We start from the raw sequence: 21,713 nt of genomic DNA on the forward strand, positions 1-21,713 counted from the left end.
ATGGGGGCCCAGCATCCGAGGGAGTTGTCGCTGTGCGAGCCGCCGGAGCGTCCGCGCCTCGTCGTGCACGTGGTCGACGCGCTCGACACGGCGCAGACGGAACACGAGCTCCTGAACCTGATCCGCCACCTGCCGGCGGACCGCTACCGCCATGCGATCGTCTGCCTGCGCGACAGCGGCGCCTACGAGGGCGAGATGCGCGAACACGGGATCGAGATCGTCAACCTGCACAAGCAAGCCGGACGCGATCCGCTCCACTACCTGCGCATGTTCACCGTGCTGCGGGCGCTGCGGCCCGATCTCGTCCACACGCGCAACGGGCCCGGACTGCCGGCCCAGCTCGTCGCCGCGCTGGCCGGGGTCAAGTGGCGCGTGCATGCGGAGCACGGGCGAACGGCGGCGCGCGCCGGCCTGCTGTGCCGGGTGCTGCGCCCGTTCATCGACCATTTCATCGTCGTCAGCAGCGACCTCGAACAGTGGCTCGTCGAATCCGTGGGCGCCGAGCCGGCGCGCGTGTCGCAGATCGCGAACGGCGTCGACAGCGTGCAATTCCACCCCCGGCTCGGGCCGTCCGCCGCCATCGGCCCGCCCGGCTTCATGCATGACGGCGCCTTCGTCGTGGGCGCCGTCGGGCGGATGGACGACGTCGGCAATCACACGACCTTGGTCGAAGCGTTCCTGCGCCTGATCGCGTCGCCGCACCCGGCGCACCGGCGGCTGCGGCTGCTGCTCGTGGGCGACGGTCCGGCACGCGCCGAATGCCAGGCGCTGCTGCACAGGGCCGGCGCGGCCGCGCGCGCCTGGCTGCCGGGCGCCCGCACCGACGTGCCGCAACTGCTGCGCGCAATGGACCTGTTCGTGCTGCCGTCGCTGTCCGAGGACAGCTCGAACGCGATCCTGCAGGCGATGGCCACTGGCTTGCCCGTCGTGGCGTCCGCCGTCGGCGCCAATACGGAACTGGTGCATCCCGGCTTCACGGGCATCCTCGTCCCGCCGCTGTCGACGGAGCTGCTGGCGGCGGCCATCGCGGACTACTGCCGCATTCCCGACCTGGCGGCGCGCCACGGCGCGCGGGCGCGCAGCCAGGTCATCGCGCGCCACAGCATCCCCGCGATGGCGCGCGACTACCTGGCCGTCTACGACGCGCTCACGCGCAGCGAGGCGGACGATTTGCGGCGGGTGCCCTGATGCGTGTCCTGCACGTGCTCGACGCGGCCTGCGCGCGCCCGACCGACTACGGGCGGCGCGCGCAATCCCTGCTGACGGCGCTGCGCGCGCAGGGCGTGCAGACCGTGCACGTGAGCGCCCCGTCGGAGGGCATCGCCGATCATCCCGACGCCTGGCCGCACCATGCGTGGCACCTGTACCGCACGCCGGCGCCGCGCGCGCCGCGCTGGCTGCCGGCCGTGTGCAAGGACGCGGCGCACATGGCGGTGCTGGCGTTGCGCCTGCGCAGCGTCGCGCAGCTGACCCGGCCCGACCTGATCCACGTGCACGCGCCGAGCGTCCACGCGTCCGCCGCCTGGCCGGTGGCGCGCCTGGGACGGGTGCCGCTCGTCGTGGAGGCCGACCGGCGCGCTGTCGAAGGACGCGGCGGCGTGCCGTTCAGCCGTTTCGCGTGCGCGCGCGCCGACGCGCTGGCCGCGGCGAGCCTCGAAATGCGGGCCGCGTTGCGCGCCGGCGGCATGCGCCCGCGCAGGATCGCGATCGTGCCGCCGGCGGCCGACGTGCCCGTGGCGCCATGTGCGCCCGCGAAGCCGCGCGCCACGCTGGATGCGCCGCTGCTGGCCTACGCCGGCGAGATCGACGCCGGCGCCGGCATCGACTTGCTGCTGGGCGCCGTCTGCGACCTGCGCCGCAGGCACCGCACGCTGCGCCTGCTGATTGCCGGCGGCGGCACGGGCGCGGAAGCGCTCGAAGAACGGATTACCGTAGCCGGATTGCGCGGCCACGTGCGCGTCACGGGGCGCCTGACGGGCCGGCGCGCCGCCGACGTCCTGTCCCGCGCCGACGTCGCCGTGTTTCCGGCGCTGGCGGAGGCCGGTGCGCTCGCGCCTTCGCGCCATCTGTTGAATGCGATGGCGCTGGGCTGCGCGATCGTCGCGTCGGATACCGCCTGCCACCGCGAATTGCTAGTCCATGGCCACAGCGGGATGCTGTTCGCGGCCGGCAACCGGAAGGCGCTCGCCGACGTGCTGGCCCAACTGCTCGATGCCGCCTGGCGGCTGCGCGCCCTCGGCGAGGCGGCCGCGCAACGCGCCGCGACGGCCCATCACTGGACGGCCGCCGCCGCCGGCTACCGCCGCCTGTACGAATCCGTCCTCGCGGATGCCCGGCGCCGGTATTGAACAAGGCCTTCTCCCACAAAACCGCGCCAAATGGTCTATAGTGATGCCTCTTTACAAAACAAAAAGCAAAACCAAGAGAATGCGATGAAATTTGACGTAGCCATCGTCGGCAGCGGCCTGGCCGGCCTGTCGGTTGCCTTGCACCTGGCGCAAACCCGCAAGGTCGCCATCATCTCCAAGCGCGAATTGCTGGACGGCGCCAGCAACTGGGCCCAGGGCGGCATTGCCGCCGTGCTCGACTCCGGAGACAGCCACGACCAGCATATCGCCGACACCCTCGTCGCCGGCGCCGGCCTGTGCGACGAAGCGGCCACCCGCTACATCGTCGAGCACGGGCGCGAAGCGATCGAGTGGCTGATCGAGCAAGGCGTGCCGTTCACCCGCGACGAGACGGCGGAACTCGGCTTTCACCTGACCCGCGAAGGTGGCCACAGCCAGCGGCGCATCATCCACGCGGCCGACGCCACCGGCCATGCCGTGCAGGTGACGCTGGAACAGAAGGTGCGCGCCCATCCGAACATCGCCTTGTTCGAACACCATTGCGCCATCGACGTGATCACGTCCGACAAGCTGCAGCCGGGCGGCGTCCACAGCGGCCCGGCCCTCGTCGGCCAGCCGCGCTGCCACGGCCTGTACGTGCAGGACCAGAAGAGCGGCAAGGTGCTGACGGTCGAAGCGGAGCACACGGTGCTGGCCACCGGCGGCGCCGGCAAGGTCTATCTGTACACGACGAATCCGGACACGGCGACGGGCGACGGCATCGCCATGGCCTGGCGCGCCGGCTGCCGCGTGTCGAACATGGAATTCATCCAGTTCCACCCCACCTGCCTGTACCACCCGTTCGCGAAATCCTTCCTGATCACCGAGGCCGTGCGCGGCGAAGGCGGCCTGCTGAAACTGCCGCCCGAAGCGGGCGCGGCGGCCGGCACCCGCTTCATGCCGGCGCACGACGAACGGGGCGAATTGGCGCCGCGCGACGTCGTGGCCCGCGCGATCGACTTCGAAATGAAGAAGCGCGGCCTCGATTACGTCCACCTGGACATCACGCACCAGAGCCCGGAATTCATCAAGGAACACTTCCCGACCATCCATGCGCGCTGCCTCGAACTGGGCATCGACATCACGAAGGAACCGATTCCCGTCGTGCCGGCCGTGCACTTCACGTGCGGCGGCATCGTGACGGACATGGCGGGCCGCACCGACATCCCGGGCCTGTACGCCGTGGGCGAGACGGCCTATACGGGCCTGCACGGCGCCAACCGCCTGGCCAGCAATTCGCTGCTGGAATGCCTCGTCGTCGGCCGCGCCTGTGCGCACCAGATCGCCGCCGCGCCGGCCGTCGACCTGCCGCCGCTGCCCGCGTGGGACGAGAGCCGCGTCACCAACGCGGACGAAGAAGTCGTCATCGCCCACAACTGGGACGAGCTGCGCCGCTTCATGTGGAACTACGTCGGCATCGTGCGCACGACCAAGCGCCTGGAGCGCGCGAAGCACCGCATCAAGCTGCTCAAGGAAGAGATCGACGAGTACTACCGCAACTTCCGCGTCACGAGCGACTTGCTGGAGTTGCGCAACCTCGTCGAGGTGGCGGAACTGATCGTGCGCAGCGCGCTGTCGCGCCGCGAGAGCCGGGGCCTGCATTATTCGCGCGATTATCCGGACACCCTGCCGAAGGCCCTGCCCAGCGTGCTGACGCCGCGCCGGCGCTGACCGGCCCGATGAACCAGAAGCTGTCCCCGAAGACCGCCCTGCTGCTGACGGTCCCGCCCCTGCTGTGGGCGGGCAATGCCATCGTCGGGCGGCTGGTGCGTTCGGCCGTGCCGCCGATGACGTTGAACCTGCTCCGGTGGGCGATCGCCCTCGCCGTGCTGCTGCCGCTGGGCTGGACGACGTTGCGCCAGGCGGGCGTGCTGGCGGCGATCCGCCTGCGCTGGCGCCGTTACGCGCTGCTGGGCCTGCTGGGCATCGGCATGTACAACTCGCTGCAATACCTGGCCCTGCAAAGCTCGACGCCGATCAACGTCACGCTCGTCGCGTCCGGGATGCCCGTGTGGATGATGCTCGTCGGGCGCCTGTTCTACGGCGTGGCCGTACGCCGGCGCCAGGTCGTCGGGGCATTGCTATCCATTGCCGGGGTGCTCGTCGTGCTGTGCCGCGGCGACGTCGACCAATTGCTGGCGCTGCGCCTCGTCGCGGGCGACCTGTACATGATCCTGGCGACGATCGCCTGGTCGTTCTACAGCTGGATGCTGTTGCAACCGAGGGACGATCCCGCCTTGCGCGCCGACTGGGCCGCTTTCCTCGGCACGCAGGTGGCCTTCGGCGCGCTGTGGTCGGGCGCGTTTGCCGGCGTCGAGTGGGCGGCGGGTGGCGCGTCCATCGCGTGGAGCTGGCCCGTCGCGGCCGCGCTGCTGTTCGTCGCCGTCGGACCGGCCGTGCTGGCGTTCGCGCTGTGGGGCGCCGGCATCCGCCGTGCCGGTCCGGGCATCGGCGCCTTCTTCGTCAACCTGACGCCGCTGTTCACGGCACTGCTGTCGTCCGCCTTCCTGGGCGAGCTGCCGCATGGATATCACGCGCTGGCATTCTGCATGATCGCCGGCGGCATCGTCGTGTCGGCCCGGCGCTGACGCGGCGCCGCGGCGATGGCTGCGGGAATCGTGTTTTCGTGCGGGCATCGGGGATGTTACGATCCCAAGCGGAAGGAGCCCATCGATGGCCGAAGCATTCACGATCCGCGACCATGCGGCCCGCATCGCCGCATTCCTCGACAGCTACCCGCGCGCCCTCGTGCTGACGGGCGCGGGGCTGTCGACCGCCTCCGGCATTCCCGACTATCGCGACCGCGACGGCGCCCGCCGCGGCAAACCGCCCATCCACGGCCCGGATTTCCGTAAATCCGAGGCCGTGCAGCGGCGCTATTGGGCACGCAGCATGATCGGCTGGCCCGTGCTCGCGCAGGCGCGGCCGAACCGCGGCCACGCGGCGATCGCCGGCCTGGAGCGGATCGGGCGGATCGGGTCCGTCCTGACCCAGAACGTGGACGGCCTGCACGGCCAGGCCGGCAGCCATGGCGTGCTGGAGTTGCACGGCAATATCCACACGGTCGTGTGCCTGGAATGCTCCGCGATGTTCCCGCGCGCTTTCGTGCAGGGGCAATTGGCAGAGTTTAATCCGCAGATGACGGGCGCGCACGCGACGCCGCTGCCGGACGGCGACGCATCCGTCGAGCCGACGGCGCTGGCGTCGTTCCGGCTGCCGTATTGCACCTGCTGCGGCGGCACGTTGATGCCGAATGTCGTGTTTTTCGGCGACAACGTGCCGCCTGCCCGCACGGCCATCGCGCTGGAACAGATGGAACGCGCGGACGCGTTGCTCGTCGTGGGATCGTCGCTGATGGTCTACTCGGGCTTCCGCTTCTGCCGCATGGCGCGGGCGGCCGGCAAGCCGATCGCCGCCATCAACCTCGGCCGCACGCGCGCCGACGACCTGCTCGACATCAAGATCGAGGAAACGGCCGAGCACGTGCTGCCGCTCGCGCTGGAATGGTTCACCAAGGGTTCGCACCACACTGGAACAGACATACCATCCATACCACTCGACGGGGGAATACTGTGACGACAACCTTGCGCAGCACAGCCGGCATCAAGCCGTGGCAGGCCGGCGCGTTGCTGACGGGCCTTGGCCTGGCGGCATCCTTTTTTTACGTGCGTTCCAAGACGAAGCAGGCGGAGGCGGCAAACCCGCCCCAGGGCCGCTTCATCAAGGTCGACGGCGTGCGCCTGCATTATATCGAGCGCGGCAGCGGCCCCGCCCTCGTGCTGCTGCACGGCAATGGCGTGCTGGCCAGCGATTTCCAGACCAGCGGCCTGATGGACCAGGCGGCCGAACACTACCGCGTGATCGCCTTCGACCGCCCGGGTTTCGGCTACAGCGAGCGGCCGCGCAGCAAGGTCTGGACGCCGCAGGCCCAGGCGCGCCTGCTGCATCACGCGCTGCAGGAGATCGGCGTCGATTCGGCCATCGTGCTGGGGCATTCGTGGGGCACGCTCGTCGCGCTCGCGATGGCGCTGGAGGTGCCGGACTTCGTGCGCGGGCTCGTGCTGCTGTCCGGATATTACTACCCGAGTTTGCGGGCGGACGTGCCGTTGCTGTCCGGTCCCGCGATTCCGCTCGTGGGCGACTTGATGCGCTACACCGTGTCGCCTCTCGTCACGCGCATGCTGTGGCGGCCGCTGACGAAGCGGGTGTTCGCGCCGCTGCCGGTCGACGCCCGTTTCCGTGACTTGTCCGCGTGGATGTTGCTCCGCCCAAGCCAGTTGCGCGCCAGCGCGGCCGAGTCGGCGATGATGGTCCCGGCCGCGCTGGCCCTGGCCAAGCGCTATCCGGAATTGAAGGTGCCCGCCGTGATCATCGCGGGAACGCAGGACAGGATCGTCGACTTCGGCCACAACTCCGAACGCCTGGACGAACGCCTGCCGGACAGCGAGCTGCAGCTGCAGCCCGGCGTCGGGCACATGACGCATTACGCGCACCCGGACAAGCTGCTGGCCGCGATCGACGGCATCGCGGCGCGGGTCGGGGAATCCGTGTACCGGAGGAATCCGCAGGCGGAGGCGCTGGCTAGGGCCAGCGAAAGCGGGACATAATCCTCAGCCGACGATACGCAGCGAGTAGTCGGTGGCCTTCAGGTCCTTCGTGAGGCTGCCGATCGAAATGCGGTCGACACCCGTCTCCGCGATCGCCCGCACGGTCTGCAGATTGACGCCGCCCGACCCTTCCAGCAACGCGCGGCCTTCGTTGATGCGGACGGCCGTGCGCATCATGTCCAGGTCGAAATTGTCGAGCAGGATAGACGCCGCACCGGCGGCGAGCGCCTCTTCCAGCTCGGGGATCGACTCCACCTCGATCTGGATCGACACGCCCGCGTTCAGCGCGGCCGCGGCTCGCAGCGCGGGCGTGATGCCGCCCGCGGCCGCGATATGGTTTTCCTTGATCAGGATGCCGTCGTACAAGGCCATGCGCTGGTTGGCCCCGCCGCCCACGCGCACGGCGTATTTCTGCGCCAGGCGCAGGCCCGGCAGCGTCTTGCGCGTGTCGAGGATCTTCGCTTTCGTGCCGGCGATGACGTCCACATAGGTGCGGGTGGCCGTCGCGACGCCGGACAGCAGTTGCAGGAAGTTCAGCGCCGCGCGCTCCGCCGTCAGCAGCGAACGGGGCGATCCCGTGAGGTGGCAGACGACGCTGTCGGCCGCCATCACGTCGCCTTCGGCATATTGCCAGTCGATGTCGATGTCCTGGTCCACGGCGAGCATGATGCCTTCGAACCATGGCGCGCCGCAGAGGACGGCCTGCTCGCGCACGATCACGCGCGCCTGCGCGCGGGGTTCTTCCGGCACGAGCTTGCCCGTGAGGTCGCCGCTGCCGACGTCTTCCAGCAGCGCGGCCAGCAGGTTCTGTTCGAAAGCGGCCTGCAGTTTCTCGTCGAACTGGCCCGCTTCGGCGTAGGGATTGCGCAGGTTGCTCATGCGGGTCCGATTCCTTTGAAAAGTTTGGCTTCCTGTTCCAGCGAGCCGGTCGGCAACGCGTTCGCCTTCTTCGCCGCGGCGAAGTCCAGCATGCGGTCGATCGCGCGCTTGGCCTGCCGGCCGGTTTCCGGATCGACGAAGATTTCGTTCTTGCCCGATTCGAGCACGTCCGCCAGGTTCTGCAGGCCGTTCATCGCCATCCACGGGCAGTGCGCGCAGCTCTTGCACGTGGCGCTGTTGCCGGCCGTCGGGGCTTCGATCAGGGTCTTGCCGGGCGCGGCCATGCGCATCTTGTGCAGGATGCCGTTGTCGGTGGCGACGATGAAGTGCGTCGCGTCCATTGTCTGCGCCGCGTTGATCAGCTGGGTGGTCGAGCCCACGACGTCCGCCTGGGCGACGACGTTGGCCGGCGATTCCGGGTGCACGAGGACTTTTGCGTGCGGATACTCGGCGCGCAGCAGGTCCAGCTCGATGCCCTTGAATTCGTCGTGGACGAGGCAGGAACCTTGCCACAGCAGCATGTCGGCGCCCGTCTGCTTCTGGATGTACGAACCGAGGTGGCGGTCCGGCGCCCACAGGATCTTCTTGCCCTGGTCGTGCAGGTACTTGACGATGTCCAGGCCGATCGACGACGTCACCATCCAGTCGGCGCGCGCCTTGACGGCGGCGGACGTGTTGGCGTAGACGACGACCGTGCGGTCCGGATGCTGGTCGCAGAACGCGGCGAATTCGTCGGCCGGGCAGCCGAGGTCCAGCGAGCAGGTCGCGTCGAGGTCCGGCATCAGGATCGTCTTGTCCGGGCTCAGGATCTTCGCCGTCTCGCCCATGAAGCGCACGCCGGCCACGACGAGCGTCCTGGCTGGATGATCGCGGCCGAAGCGCGCCATTTCCAGCGAGTCGGACACGCAGCCGCCCGTTTCCTCGGCGAGGTCTTGCAGGTCGGCGTCGACGTAGTAGTGGGCGACGAGGACGGCTTCGCGCTCCTTCAGCAGGCGCCGGATGCGGTCCTTCAGCGCGGTCTTCTCCGCGATTTCCAGCGGCGACGGGGTCCGGGCCCAGGCCTCGGCGGTGGAGCAGACGCCGCCGACCGGGCGGTCGTATTCAAAGATCTTGACGGGGGCAATGGTATTCATAAGCAATATGATCGCATAAGACGGATGGCCCTGCCGGAGCGGGCCGATCTCGCCGATTGTACTCTCCGATACGAAGGTGGGCACGGGGTGCCCACCCTACGGCAACCTCTCGTAGGGTGGGCACCCAGTGCCCACCAATCATCCGCGATATATGGGTCGCGTCACGAAAATCAATCGAGACCCTGGCTCTTCAGGTAATCCTCGTAATTGCCCTGGAAGTCGATGATGCGGTCTTCCTTGATTTCGAGGATGCGGGTCGCCAGCGACGACACGAACTCGCGGTCGTGCGACACGAAGATCAGCGTGCCGGCGTATTTGTCCAGCGCGATGTTCAGCGACTCGATCGATTCCATGTCCATGTGGTTCGTCGGTTCGTCGAGCAGCAGGACGTTGTGACGGCCCAGCATCAGCTTGCCGTACATCATGCGGCCCTTCTCGCCGCCGGACAGCACGCGCACGGATTTCTTGACCTCGTCGCCGCCGAACAGCAGGCGGCCCAGGATCGAGCGCACGGCCTGGTCGTCGTCGCCCTCCTTTGTCCATTGGCCCATCCAGTCCGTCAGGTTCAGGTCGGTCGCGAACTCTTCCGTCGGGTCCTGCGGCATATAGCCCGGGTTGGCGTTCTCGGCCCATTTCACGCGGCCCGTGTCGGCGTCGAGGCCCGTGATGGGCGCGCTGCCGATGCAGCGCAGCAAGGTCGTCTTGCCGGCACCGTTGGCGCCGATGATGGCGATGCGCTCGCCGGCTTCGACCATGATCGAGAAATTCTTGAACAGCTGGCGGTCGTAGGATTTCGACAGGCCTTCCGTCTCGACGGCCAGGCGGTGCAGTTTCTTTTCGCCTTCGAAGCGGACGAACGGATAGGCGCGCGAAGACGGCTTGAATTCCTCGATCTTGATCTTCTCGATCTGCTTGGCGCGCGACGTCGCCTGGCGGGCCTTCGACTTGTTCGCGGAGAAGCGGCGCACGAAGTCCTGCAACTCGGCCACCTTCTCCTTGGCCTTCGCATTGTTGGCCAGCTGCTGGTTGCGGGCTTGCGTCGACGCTTCCATGTAGTCGTCGTAATTGCCCGGATAAACCTTCAACGTGCCGTAGTCCATGTCGGCGACGTGCGTGCAGACCGAATTCAGGAAGTGGCGGTCGTGCGAGATGATGATCATCGTCGAGTTGCGCTGGTTCAGCATGTCGCCCAGCCAGCTGATCGTGTGGATGTCCAGGTTGTTGGTCGGTTCGTCCAGCAGCAGGATGTCCGGATCGGAGAACAGGGCCTGCGCCAGCAGCACGCGCAGCTTCCAGCCCGGCGCCACGGCGCTCATCGGGCCCTGGTGCAGGTCGGTGCCGATGCCCAGGCCCAGCAGCAGTTCGCCGGCGCGCGCCTCGGCCGAGTAGCCGTCGTATTCCGCGACCTTGCCTTCGAGCTCGGCCGCTTTCATGTAATCCTCGTCCGTCGCTTCCGGATTGGCGTAGATGGCGTCGCGTTCCTGGATGGCGTTCCACAGCTCCGTGTGGCCCATCATGACGACGTCGAGCACGCGCTGGTCTTCGTAGGCGAACTGGTCCTGGCGGAGCTTGCCGAGGCGCTCGTTCGGATCGAGGCTGACGTTGCCGGCGGACGGCTCGAGGTCGCCGCCGAGGATCTTCATGAAGGTCGACTTGCCGCAGCCGTTCGCGCCGATCAGGCCGTAACGGTTGCCATCGCCGAACTTGACGGAAATATTTTCGAACAGCGGCTTGGCGCCGAACTGCATCGTGATGTTTGCTGTAGAGAGCACTGGGAAACCCTATTGCGTTTGTATTCGATCAACCTGACATTTTACCACCGCGGGGGTGGCCTGCGTCAGCCGCGCTGGAGCGTCGGGTAATCGGACAGGGTCAATGTCCAATGCTCGCCGTCGCACGCCAGACGCCCCTGCGCGCCGAACGGAATCGTCGCGCGGCGCGGGATGTGGCCGAATTCCAGTCCCGTCAGCACCGGCACGGGCAAGGTGGCGCGCAGGTACGTCAACATCTCGTCGAAGTTGTAGCCATTGTCCGCCGGCGACAGGCGGTAGGCGGAGAAATCGCCCAGCACGACGGCCCGCTGGCGCGCGAGCACGCCCGTGTGCATCAGTTGCAGCAGCATGCGTTCCACGCGGTACGGGTGCTCGGCGATGTCTTCCAGGAACAGGATGCCGCCGTCGATGTGCGGAAAGTATGGCGTGCCGACCACCGACATGGTCATCGCGAGATTGCCGCCCCACACCGTGCCCGTCACGTCAAGGCGCGGATTCAGGGCGCCATGGCCGGATACCGTGTGCGTGGGGCCGGCCAGGCAGCGCCAGAAGTCGTCCAGCGTGAAGTCGACGGGCTCGACGGCGCCGAAGTCGCCCGCGAACATGGGCCCAGCGTAGCTGAGCGCGCCGGTCTGCGCGTACAGCCCCATGTGGAAGGCAGTCATGTCGGAATACCCCACGAAGATCTTGCCGCTGGCCGCCATGCGCGCGAAGTCGATGTCCGGCAGCAGGCGGCTCATGCCGTACTGGCCGCGGATGGCCATGACGATATGCACGTCCGGGTCGGCGGCGGCCGCCTCCAGCTGGGCGAGGCGCTCGGCGTCCGTCGCGCCGAAGCGCTGGTGGCGTTCTTCGTGCCGGTAGTAGTTGTGGACCAGGATGCCCTGGGCTTCGAGGCGCGCGATGCCGCGCGGGATGGCCTCGGGTTCGGGCGCGTAGCCGCCCGGCGCGACGAGGGCGATGCCGAGTTTTTGCGTGATCACTGTTTGACGAAGAGCCTTGGTGTCGAGTCGGGCGCCATCTTACCGTGGGCATGGGCGTCGATCAAGGCGAGGAGCCGTTCCAGCAGCTGGGCCGGCAGGTCGTGGCCCATGCCCTCGATGACTTCGAGGCGGGCGCCGGGGATCGCCTGCGCGGTGTCGATGCCGCACGCCAGCGGGACGAGCGGATCGGCCGCGCCGTGGATCACGAGCGTGGGCGCGGCGATCGCCTGCAGCTGCGGGGTGCGGTCGCCGCACGCCGTCACGGCCAGCATCTGGCGCACCACCCCGCCGGGACAGCAGTTGCGGCGCAGCGCGCGCGACACGCGGCGGCGCAGGTGCTTTTCCGGCGTCGGATATGCGGGGCTGCCGATGGCTTGCAGCAGCTGGACGTTGTAGTCGACGGCGGCGTCGATGTCGGCCGTGCTGTTCCAGCCGCGCGGGCGGCGCAGCAGCGCGCGCCGCACGGCCGGCGCCGGCCCCGGCAGGCCGCGGCGGCCGCTGCTGGACATGATCGACGTCAGGCTGAGCACGCGCGACGGGAATTTGGAGGCCATTAATTGCCCGACCATGGCCCCCAGCGACAACCCCACCACGTGCGCGCGCGCGACGCCCAGCGCCGACAGCACGCCGATCGCGTCGTCGGCCATGTCTTCCAGGCTGTACGGCGGTTTGAGCGGGATGCGCAGCAGCGACTTCAACCAGGCCAGCGTGAGGCTGGGCGTGCCCGCGTGCTCGAACTTGGTGGACAGGCCGCTGTCGCGATTATCGAAACGGATCACGTAAAAGCCAAGGTCGACGAGGCCTTCGACGAATTCGTCCGGCCACGCCGTCAGTTGCAGGCCGAGGCCGGCAATCAGCAGGAGGGGTACGGATTTCGGATCGCCCGCCGTGTCGAAGGCGATGCGGATCCCGTTGGCGTTCAGGCTAGGCATGGCGGCGTCGCCGGCACCGGGTCGACCGGATCAGGTAGGGGTGCCGAAATGTGATCGTATGCTCCAAGGATACTCCCCTGCGGTGCAGCAGAAGCGGCGTGGAACCAGCATACCATTTTCGGCAAAGGGGTGGCGTCGGCGAGACGCGCGCGGGGTCAGTCGGCGGGTGCGGCGTCGGCTGCCGGCGCGCGGCGGGCGGCGCGGCGTTCGGCGAAGAAGGCCTTCAGCATGGCGGCGGCTTCGTCCGCCAGTACGCCGCCGACGACGTCCGTGTGGTGATTCAGCCGGTCCAGCGCGAACAGGTCGAGGATGGAGCCGCACACGCCCGTCTTCGGGTCCGGCGCGGCGTAGACGACGCGGGCCAGGCGCGCGTGCATCATCGCGCCCGAGCACATGGCGCACGGCTCCAGCGTGACGTACAGCTCGCAGCCCGGCAGCCGGTAGTTGCCGAGTTTTTCGGCGGCCGCGCGCAGGGCGACGATCTCGGCGTGCGCGGTCGGGTCGTGGCGCCCGATCGGCTGGTTGAAGCCGGCCGCGATGACTTCGCCATCGCGCACGACGACGGCGCCCACGGGCACCTCGCCGGCCGCCCACGCCTTGCGGGCTTCCTGCAGCGCGAGACCCATGTACGTGGCGTCGGGCGACGCGGTGACGGCGTGCTCAGGCATCGGTGATTTCGGCCCAGCAGTTCGGAGTCTCGTGCAGCACCAGCTTCTGCAGGCGCAGGCCGGTGCCGTAGCGGTCCTTGTAGGCGGCCTTGAGGATGTTCCATGCCACCTGAGCGAGGTTCTCGACGGTCGGGATGCGGTCGATCACGACGGTCTTGTGGTCCGGCAGGCTGGCGAGGAAGCCGCGCACGGCCTCGTCCTTCTCGTACACGAGGAAGGCGTGGTCCCAGACGTCGACGAGGTGTTCCTTGGCCAGCGCCTTGATGTCGGAAAAGTCCATGATCATGCCGTTGTCGGAATTGCCTTCGACGTCGATGACGGCGCCCGTCAGCGTGATTTCCAGCGTGTAGCGGTGCCCGTGCAGGTTGCGGCACTGGCTTTTGTGGTCGGGGATGCGGTGGCCGGCGTCGAATTCCAGCTTGCGGGTAATGGTCAGCATGTGCTTCAGGGAATGTTCAGGAGTTTATGGGTCTGGAGGCTGAGCTTCCACTTGGGATTGCGGCGGCACGTGGCGATGGCCAGCTGCGTATTGAACTGCGCCAGCGGACCATCCATCGGTTGCACGAAGAAGTTGTCGAAATCCAGGTGTTCGTAGGCGGACAGGTCCTGGCCCGCCTGCGGGATGACGACCTTGATCTCGTTGCCGCGCTCGACCACCAGGGTCGACCCCATCTTCGGACTCACGCAGATCCAGTCGACGCCGGGCGGGACGGGCAAGGTGCCGTTCGTCTCGATGGCGATCGTGAAGCCGGCCGCGTGCATGGCGTCGATCAGGGCCGCGTCCAGTTGCAGCAAGGGCTCGCCGCCCGTGAACACGACGTATTTGCTGGCCGGATAGGTGTCCGGCCACAGGCCGTCGATCTCGGCCGCGAGGCCGGCGGCGTCCTTGAACTTGCCGCCCCGTTCGCCGTCCGTGCCCACGAAATCCGTGTCGCAGAATTGGCAGACGGCCGTGGCGCGGTCGCTCTCGCGGCCGGTCCACAGGTTGCAGCCGGAAAAGCGGCAGAACACGGCCGGACGGCCGGCATGGGCGCCCTCGCCTTGCAAGGTATAGAAGATTTCTTTGATGCTGTAAGTCACGGTAAAGATCCGGGGAAGCGCGCGTCAACCTTCCATTATACCGCGCGGGGACGAGGGCTTCTACTGCAGCATGGCGCGCTCAGCCGGGGGCGGATGCGGCGGGCGGCTCCGCTTGCCGCTCCGGACGAGGCGCCGCCTGGTACCGCGCGACAAGGGCCGCCAGCGCCTTCGTCTGGTAGCCTTGCGCCAGGGCGCGCACGCGCCTGGCGAACAGCGCGAAGGCGGGATCGAGCTTCTCCAGGTAGTCGGCCCGTGCGGCGATCGTTTGCATGTTACCTACGCGCACCAACTGGAAGAGCGCGTCGATTTCCTCCGCAGGCGGAATCGCCGCTTCGACCGCCTCCTCGGCATTCGCTTCCAGGGCTTCCATGGACGCGGGCGCGCGCACCCAGGCCAGGGACAGCAGGCTGCCGATGGCCGCCAGCAGCAGATCCTGCTCGATCGGCTTCGCCAGGAATGCATTCGCCCCCGCCGCATCGCTTTTCGCCTTGTCCTCCTGGCTGGCGCTGGCGGTGACGTGCACGATGGGAACGTGGGACCAATCGGGCAGCTGGCGAATCCGGCGCGTCGCCTCGCGCCCGTCCATGACCGGCATCATCACGTCCATGAGGATCAGGTCGGGCTGAAAACTGTCGAGCATCGACAGGCATTCGGCGCCGTTCTTGGCATCGGCGACGCTGAAGCCCAGCGCCTGCAACATGTCCAGCAGCATGGCGCGGTTTTGCGGCACGTCGTCGACGATCAGCAAGCGCCGGCGCGGACCCTCGTAGCCGACCACGCCGCGTTCCGGAGCCGGCGCGCGCTCGGCCGCGCTGGCCACGGGCAGATCCAGTTCGAACCAGAACCGGCTGCCCCGCTCGGGTGCGCTCTCGACTTCGATCGTCCCCCCCATCAGGCACACCAGTTTCTGGCTGATGGCCAAGCCCAGGCCGGTACCGCCTTCACGCCGCTTCGGATTCCCGACCTGTTCGAATGGCTGGAAGAGCCGGGCCAACTGGTCGGCGCTCATGCCGATCCCGCTGTCCTTCACCTCGAACCGCAGGCGTGTCCTGGCCGGCGCGCCCGGGTCCGCGCCGGCCAGGGGCACCGCAGTCACGCGCAGGGCCACCTCGCCCTGGTCGGTGAACTTGACGGCGTTGCCCAACAGGTTCAGCAGGATCTGGCGCAGGCACTTTTCGTCCACGGTGACGGCCGCGGGCAGGTCGGGCGCCGCGTCGTAGCTGAACAGCAGGCTCTTTTCTTCGGCCTTGACGCGCATGATGTCGACCACCACGCGCAGGAAGGTGGCGAGATGGGTGGGCGCCGGGAACAGCGTGAGCTTGCCGGCCTCCACACGCGACAGGTCGAGGATGTCGTTGATCAAGGTGAGCAGGTGGTGGCCGCTCTCGTAGATGGTGGTCAGGGCGCTGGCCTGGCGTTCGGTCAGCTGGTGCGTGTCGCGCCGCAGCAGCTGGGCATAGCCCATGATGGCGTTGAGCGGGGTGCGCAGTTCGTGGCTCATCTGCGCCAGGAAATCGCTGCGCTGGCGCGCCAGCCGCACCGCTTCGGCCAGCGCCGCCTCGCGCGCCGCCTCGGCGGCCTTGCGCTCGCTGACGTTATGCGCGGCCCCGACCATCCCCAGCAGCGTGCCGTCCTCGTCGAGCACCGGTGCGCGGTAGATCTCCATCCATGCCTGGCCCTGCGGGCCGTCCACCGCCTGTTCGACGGTGGTGCGTTGGCGCGTGCCCAGCACAACCGCGTCGGAGGCCATGAAGCGCTCGGCCAGGTCGGGCGGCCAGAGCCTCTCGTCGGTCCGGCCCAGCATCTCTTCGACGCGACGGCCGCAAGCCGCCGCGTTGGCCTGGTTGACGGCCAGGTAGCGCCGCTCCGGATCCTTGAGCCAGACCCACAGGGGCAACGTGTCGATCAGCGTGCGCAGATAAAGCGTCTGCTGGCGCAACTCGGCGGTGCGGGTCTGCACGCGCTGCTCGAGGGTCTCGAACGCGCGCTGGAGGTCGGCCGTCATGACGTTGAAGGCCGCGCTGAGTTCGCCGATTTCGTCCGGGGCCGTGACCGGGACGAAGACCAACGGTTCCAGCGGCGCGGCGCCCTCCCCGGCCGATGCGCTCACCGCCTGCTGGCGCTTCCGTCCGATGCGCTTGACGGCGCGGGTCAGGGCGACGATCGGATCGATGAAGCGGCCCACCCAATACATGCCCACGGCAAGGCTGAGCGCCAGGATGAAACTCGAGGCCACCAGGATCGCGCTCACGGTCTGGCGGATGTTGTGCAGGGTGCTCGCCCGCGAGGCGCTCAGCCCCAGCATCAGGCGGGTGCGGTGGTCGAGTTGCCAGGGTAGCAGTGCCGCGTAGAACGATCCATGCGCGGCCTGGACGGTGCGTATCGTGACCGCGGGTTGGCGGGCGGCCGCGCGCACCAGCGGCTCCGGCATGACGGAGGCCTCGCCCAGATACTGGCGATGGCTGCCGTCGGGCGAGAACAGCTCCGGCGTCATCCCGGTCTGGGCGGCGACGGCGCCGAGCAGGGAGCGGTCGAGCAGCAGGCTGAACACCAGGACCGCGACGATCTTGCGCTGGCCGTCCGCCGGCGGGGGCGGCTGCGGGCGCGTCGAGTCGGCGACCGCCATGTCGGACACCAGGCGGTACCTGCGCAAGCCAAAGTCGCTCTTAAAGGCTTCGAACACTCCTTGCACCGGGACCATGATGTCGAGCGTGGCAAACGCGGGAGCGGGAAAGGCGACCGACACGGCAGGATGCGTCACGCCGGCCAGGGTGGCCGGGACGCCGGGCGCCAACGCCCCGGGGCGCCAGGCCGGCCAATTCTGGAAGTTCAGGTTGCCGTCCGGGGTGGCCCGGGTGACGACCCAGATCCAGTCGCCGTTTCCACGCTGGCGCGTCATGCCGGCCTCCGACGCCGACACGGCATAGCTCAACTTGCCATTGGTGTAGACGGCGATCCGCGAAAACCCGCCGGTGCGCAGCGCGAGGTACAAGCGGTTGAGCGAGACCGACTTGGCATACGACAGGCCGCGGGCGAGCGTGACGGCATCGAGGGCCGGCCACGTCTTCGCTTCGGCGTTCAACGCTTCCAGCACGATGAGTTCATCGAGCTGGTTCAGGACGTTCGTGTCGCCTGCCGTGGACAGGGCCGCGCCCAGCAGGCGGCGGGTCGTGGTTTGCAGGTCGTCATGCCAGGCGCGCAGTGAACGATTCAGCGCGACGAAGGCGGTGTCCTGATTCTGCTGGTCGGTGAAATAGGACGCCAGCAACGCGTCCAGCGCGGTCGTCAGCGACAGCACCCCGACCAGCACGAGCAACACCTTCCGCTTGATGCCGGGTTTGCTCATGGCAGCGAGCCGGGCGCGGCCGTCATGGATACGGATAGCCGTCGTGCGCGGCGATCTCGCGATCGATGCGGTCGGCGGCGTTGCTCAGTTCGGTTTGGGCGTCGCCGCCCATCACGATGTTCACGATGGCATTGCGGAACTCCTGGCTGAGCGAGCCATAGGCCGGGGTCGCCGGACGCGGTACGCCGCCCAGTTCCAGTTGGCGCACGACGAGGTGCAGGGGGCCGCCGGCGCCGTACAGCGGCGAGCGGCGCAAGGCCGAGCGGCGCGCCGGCACGGCGCCGTTGAGATTCGTCATGCGCAGGATGCCCTCGGTCGACAGCAGGTCGGCCATGAAGGCCCATGCGCCTTCCGGCGCGGGGCAGGTGCTGGAGATCGCCCAGGCCCACGACCCCATGCCGGTCTTGACGCCCCGGCCGAAATCCGGCAGGGGCAACACGACCAGATCGCGGCCCAGGGCCTGGCGCGCGGAGCGGTAGTGCCAGTGTCCGTTCCAGGCCAGGGCCACCCTGCCCTTTTCCAGGTCGTCCGGACTGTCGCGCACGCCGGCCCAGCCGGCATCGAACCAGTGCCGGATGCGCCGGACCGCGGCGAGCGAGCGCGGCCCGTCCAGCACGCCCTTGGCCGTGCCGTGCGGGCCGCGATCGATCAGGTCGCCCCCAAAGCCCTGCAGGATGGGGGAGTAGGCATAGGTGATGAACTCGTCGCCGCGGCCATTGTAGAAGGCCATCGTGAGCGGGTATGCGAACTTGCCGGTGGCCGCCAGACGCGCCAGTACCTGCTCGAACTCGTCCAGGCGCCACGGCGCTTTCAAGGTCGGGATACGCGCGCCGACGGCGCGCAGGTAGCGCAGATTGCCCCACAGGACGAGGCCGGACTCGAACTGGCCCAGGCTGTAGAGCCGGCCCTGGTAGCGCCCCTGTTCGACGACGGACGGGAGAAAGTCGTCCAGCATCTTGCGTGGCACGAAGCGGTCGATGGGCTGGAAATCCTGCGGCCACGCGAACTCGGCCAGGTAAGGGCCGTCGATATCGAGCAGGCAAGGCAGGCTGCCGTTGGCCGCCTGGTGGTGCACCCAGGTGGGGAAGTCACGGCGCATGGAAGGGAGAAATTCGACCCGGTAAGTGTGCTGGCGCCGGTTGAAGGCATCGGCCGCGGCCTTCACGGCGCCATATTCGGGCGATTCCGGCTCGGCATGGGTCCAGGCGGTGACGAGGATGGGCCGGGCCGGCGCAGCAGCGCCGCCCTGGACGGCGCAAAGCAGCAACGCCGCCAGCGCGGCCCGCCCGCGCCGCCGCAGCGGTTCGCTTCGCCGCCATCCGCCGCCTGCCCCGGTCATCGTCGCTTGGCCCCCCGCTTACCAGTTGTACGTCAAACTCATGCGCACGGTCCGGCCGAAGATGGGACGCGCATAGATGGCGTTGCCGGTGCCCTGCCCCTCCAGCGCATCGGTGCGCGGATTGCCTTCGGTCAGCCCGATCTCGTTGGTGAGGTTCGCCCCCGCCACCTGCAGGCGCAAATGGGAATCCAGGTCGACGATCAATCCCGCGTCCAGGGTCGTATAGGCCGGAAGGCGGGTCGAGTTATTGCTGTCGACGTAGCGCTGTCCCTGGTAGGACACGGTCGCGTACCCTTTGCTCCGGTAGCCGAACAGGTCGAAGTCGAGGGTTGGCGTGAAGCTGCCGAGCACCTTGGGAAAACGCGCGATCTGATTGCCTTCCACGCCGGGAATCGCCCGCCCCGTGGATAGCTCGGCGAGGCTCTTGTAGCGCGGATTTTGCAGGGTGAGGTTCCCGGTCAGTTCCAGCTTGGGCACCACGCGCCAGGTGCCCTCGAATTCGACGCCATAATTCTCGGTGGTGCCGACGAAGTCGGTCGACACCACCTGGCCGTCGGCACCTACCGTGAGCGCCGCGTCGCGCAAGGGCTTGAAGCGGTTCCAGAACACGGTGGCGTAGGCGGCGCCGCCCGGGAAGCGATGCTTGGTGCCGAACTCGGCCTGCCTGACGGTCGAGTTGAAGGCCGGGGCCTGGGTCGCCCCGAGATAGATGTTGGACAGGGCCGGCGTGCGGAACGACGAGGTGTAGCGCGCGAAGGCGCCGAATTCGGGCGTGAACTCGTAGTTGCCGCCCAGGGTCCAGGCGGTGCCCCTGAAATGCTCGCGCCGCCGGTCGACGCTGCCGGATGGCCCGCCCACGTTGTCGTCGGCCAGCGTCGCCGGGTTGCCCAGGTCCCGGGTGGCGCGGATGACGGCGTAGCCGTGCTGGCGCGTCGACTGGTGGCGCACGCCGCCGTCCAGGCGCAGGTGCCTGGACAGTTTCCACTCGTCGGCCGCGTACAGTGCCCACAGGGTGCCGTCGACGGCGCCGCCCATGTCGTTGTTGTCGCCATAGTCGAGAAACCCGTTCTCGGTTACCGAGCCCAGCGTATTGCCGGCCCGGTCGAGCGCGATCAGGTCGAGCGCGCGCGGACGGTCGCGCATTTCCATCAACATGGCGTTGAACAGGCGCGACTGCCTGAACCTGTAGTCGCTGAAATACAGGCCGCCCGTCAGCGTGTGGCTGCCCGGTCCGATGCCGGCCCATTCCCGGCTGAGACGGAAGTCGTTCATGAAATTGGAAAACTTGGTGTCGACGCTCCACCAGCCCCCGCGGATCACCAGTCCGTCGGTGCCGGCCGGGTCGAAGGGGATGCGCCCCCCGCCCGGGCCGCGCGCGTTGGCCAGCACGTACGCCAGCCGGTCCACGGCGGGACCGAAGGCGGCGCGCGCGCGGTCCAGCTGCGCGGCCTGGAAGGCGGCCGCGTCGTCGGGCGGGGTCAGGGAGAACAAGGCGTTGAACTTGACGCTTCCGTCGGTGTAGCGGACCTTGTCCTGCAGGGTCCAGCCGCTCGCGAGCCGCCAGTCGAGGCTGGCGCCAACGACGTTCACCCGGGGGAACACGCCGTCGGCCAGGTCCTCGTTGTCGATGGCGCCGCCCGGCGTGCCGTCGAGGGTGCGGATGCGCACGTTGCGGAAGTCGTTCGAGGTCAGCGTGCCGCTGCGCGGGTCGAGCAGATGGGACAGGGAACGTCCCGGCGCGCGCGGGTCGGCCAAGGGCACCGGCAGGTAAAAGATGGTGCGGTCGTGGAGGCGGCCGGCATACAGGTTCAGTTCGCCTTGGCGCAGGGTGCGCGTCAGGTTGACGCGGAATTGTCCGCCGCGGTCGGCCGTGAAGCCGGGCTTGCGCAGCCCGTCGTCGAACCGGTAGTAGCCGCCCATGCTGAGCAGCCATCCGTGGCCGACCGGTCCGGTCCACGCGCCGTCGAATCGGACCAGCCCGTAGTCGCCGAGGGTGCCGCGCACCGTGCCATGCGGTTCCGGCGTGCCCTTCCTGGTGATGAAGTTGACGGTCGCTCCCGGCGCGTTCGACGTGTAGATCGGCGAGGTGCCTCCGCGCACCGCCTCCAGGTGGTCGGTCATCAGGTCGACGCGCATCAGCTCGTCGGCGTTCAGGAAATCCTCCTGCGATTCCTGGAAGACCGGCAAGCCGTCCTGTAACAGTGGAACGAACTGGAAATTGGTGACGGGCAAACCGCGTACGTTGATATTGTTGCCGCTCTCGCCGCCGGACGGTTCGCTGACGAAGCCGGCCAGCTTGCCGAGCAGGTCGACCGTGTTGAGCGGCGCGTAGCGTTCGATTTGTTCCTCGGAAATGGAGGAATTGGCGTAGGCCGCATCGAAAGTGCGGCGCTTGAACGCGGTGCCGGTGACGATGACAGTGTCGATTGGCGCGGCGGCTGGCCCCATGGGGGCCTGGGCGCTGACCGGGCCTGCTTGCAACAGCGGTGCCAACAGGGCGGCGACGCACAGCCTTGGTGCGGGGGACTTATGCATATTTCCATCCGGGCGATCGGGATCGTGGGCAAATACGACTTCAAGTGCCGGC

The 21,713-nt window shown here is 68.3% G+C and carries 17 protein-coding genes; 6 read left to right on the forward strand and 11 right to left on the reverse strand.

The window, feature by feature from the left end:
- The 6 genes from ISF28_RS02330 (at position 1) to ISF28_RS02355 (ending at position 6,994) form a co-directional block, all read left to right on the forward strand.
- Positions 1 to 1,188: a glycosyltransferase gene (locus tag ISF28_RS02330; protein WP_198115505.1), complete on the forward strand. Its 1,188-nt coding sequence runs from the start codon at positions 1 to 3 to the stop codon at positions 1,186 to 1,188.
- Entirely contained in the window at positions 1,188 to 2,348 is a 1,161-nt protein-coding gene (locus ISF28_RS02335) for a glycosyltransferase family 4 protein (RefSeq protein WP_198115506.1), read from the forward strand. Before ISF28_RS02330 ends, ISF28_RS02335 begins: the two co-directional genes overlap by 1 nt.
- Before the next feature lie 30 nt (positions 2,349 to 2,378).
- Positions 2,379 to 4,058, forward strand: coding sequence for an L-aspartate oxidase (gene nadB, locus ISF28_RS02340; protein ID WP_370663376.1), 1,680 nt, complete (start codon positions 2,379 to 2,381; stop codon positions 4,056 to 4,058).
- A gap of 8 nt (positions 4,059 to 4,066) precedes the next feature.
- The gene (locus ISF28_RS02345; protein WP_198115508.1) at positions 4,067 to 4,975 is read left to right on the forward strand and encodes a DMT family transporter; all 909 of its coding nucleotides are present in this window, start codon (positions 4,067 to 4,069) and stop codon (positions 4,973 to 4,975) included.
- An 85-nt stretch (positions 4,976 to 5,060) separates the two neighbouring features.
- Positions 5,061 to 5,963: an NAD-dependent protein deacetylase gene (locus ISF28_RS02350; protein ID WP_198115509.1), complete on the forward strand. Its 903-nt coding sequence runs from the start codon at positions 5,061 to 5,063 to the stop codon at positions 5,961 to 5,963.
- Positions 5,964 to 5,971: 8 nt separating this feature from the next.
- The gene (locus ISF28_RS02355; RefSeq protein WP_229518813.1) at positions 5,972 to 6,994 is read left to right on the forward strand and encodes an alpha/beta fold hydrolase; all 1,023 of its coding nucleotides are present in this window, start codon (positions 5,972 to 5,974) and stop codon (positions 6,992 to 6,994) included.
- 3 nt (positions 6,995 to 6,997) lie between these two features.
- Here ISF28_RS02355 and nadC read toward each other — a convergent pair whose 3' ends face one another.
- The 11 genes from nadC to ISF28_RS02410 all read right to left on the reverse strand — a co-directional run bounded on the left by nadC (position 6,998) and on the right by ISF28_RS02410 (position 21,661).
- The gene (gene nadC / locus ISF28_RS02360) at positions 6,998 to 7,873 is read right to left on the reverse strand and encodes a carboxylating nicotinate-nucleotide diphosphorylase (protein ID WP_198115511.1); all 876 of its coding nucleotides are present in this window, start codon (positions 7,871 to 7,873) and stop codon (positions 6,998 to 7,000) included.
- Positions 7,870 to 9,006: a quinolinate synthase NadA gene (nadA, locus tag ISF28_RS02365; RefSeq protein ID WP_198115512.1), complete on the reverse strand. Its 1,137-nt coding sequence runs from the start codon at positions 9,004 to 9,006 to the stop codon at positions 7,870 to 7,872. The genes nadC and nadA overlap by 4 nt, the downstream gene beginning before the upstream one ends.
- A gap of 170 nt (positions 9,007 to 9,176) precedes the next feature.
- A complete protein-coding gene (locus ISF28_RS02370) occupies positions 9,177 to 10,778 on the reverse strand; it encodes an ABC-F family ATPase (protein ID WP_198115513.1) in 1,602 nt (533 codons plus the stop codon).
- A 65-nt stretch (positions 10,779 to 10,843) separates the two neighbouring features.
- Positions 10,844 to 11,761: a muramoyltetrapeptide carboxypeptidase gene (gene ldcA, locus ISF28_RS02375; RefSeq protein WP_198115514.1), complete on the reverse strand. Its 918-nt coding sequence runs from the start codon at positions 11,759 to 11,761 to the stop codon at positions 10,844 to 10,846.
- Positions 11,758 to 12,693 (reverse strand): alpha/beta fold hydrolase, encoded by a 936-nt coding sequence (locus tag ISF28_RS02380; protein WP_198115515.1) that lies wholly within the window; start codon positions 12,691 to 12,693, stop codon positions 11,758 to 11,760. The genes ldcA and ISF28_RS02380 overlap by 4 nt, the downstream gene beginning before the upstream one ends.
- A gap of 155 nt (positions 12,694 to 12,848) precedes the next feature.
- Positions 12,849 to 13,361: a tRNA adenosine(34) deaminase TadA gene (gene tadA, locus ISF28_RS02385; RefSeq protein ID WP_198115516.1), complete on the reverse strand. Its 513-nt coding sequence runs from the start codon at positions 13,359 to 13,361 to the stop codon at positions 12,849 to 12,851.
- Positions 13,354 to 13,800, reverse strand: a complete 447-nt coding sequence (gene queD, locus ISF28_RS02390) for a 6-carboxytetrahydropterin synthase QueD (RefSeq protein WP_198115517.1) — start codon at positions 13,798 to 13,800, stop codon at positions 13,354 to 13,356. The genes tadA and queD overlap by 8 nt, the downstream gene beginning before the upstream one ends.
- Positions 13,801 to 13,805: 5 nt before the next feature.
- Positions 13,806 to 14,441, reverse strand: a complete 636-nt coding sequence (queE, locus tag ISF28_RS02395; RefSeq protein ID WP_198115518.1) for a 7-carboxy-7-deazaguanine synthase — start codon at positions 14,439 to 14,441, stop codon at positions 13,806 to 13,808.
- A gap of 79 nt (positions 14,442 to 14,520) precedes the next feature.
- Positions 14,521 to 17,787 (reverse strand): ATP-binding protein, encoded by a 3,267-nt coding sequence (locus ISF28_RS02400; protein ID WP_198115519.1) that lies wholly within the window; start codon positions 17,785 to 17,787, stop codon positions 14,521 to 14,523.
- 22 nt (positions 17,788 to 17,809) lie between these two features.
- Positions 17,810 to 19,126: an extracellular solute-binding protein gene (locus ISF28_RS02405; protein WP_198115520.1), complete on the reverse strand. Its 1,317-nt coding sequence runs from the start codon at positions 19,124 to 19,126 to the stop codon at positions 17,810 to 17,812.
- Positions 19,127 to 19,144: 18 nt separating this feature from the next.
- Positions 19,145 to 21,661 carry a TonB-dependent siderophore receptor gene (locus ISF28_RS02410; protein WP_198115521.1) on the reverse strand — a complete coding sequence of 839 codons (2,517 nt, stop codon included), beginning with the start codon at positions 21,659 to 21,661 and terminating at the stop codon, positions 19,145 to 19,147.
- Positions 21,662 to 21,713: the final 52 nt, after the last annotated feature.

It is taken from the genome of Massilia rhizosphaerae (assembly GCF_016093545.1).
In the GTDB taxonomy this organism is placed as follows: domain Bacteria; phylum Pseudomonadota; class Gammaproteobacteria; order Burkholderiales; family Burkholderiaceae_D; genus Telluria; species Telluria rhizosphaerae.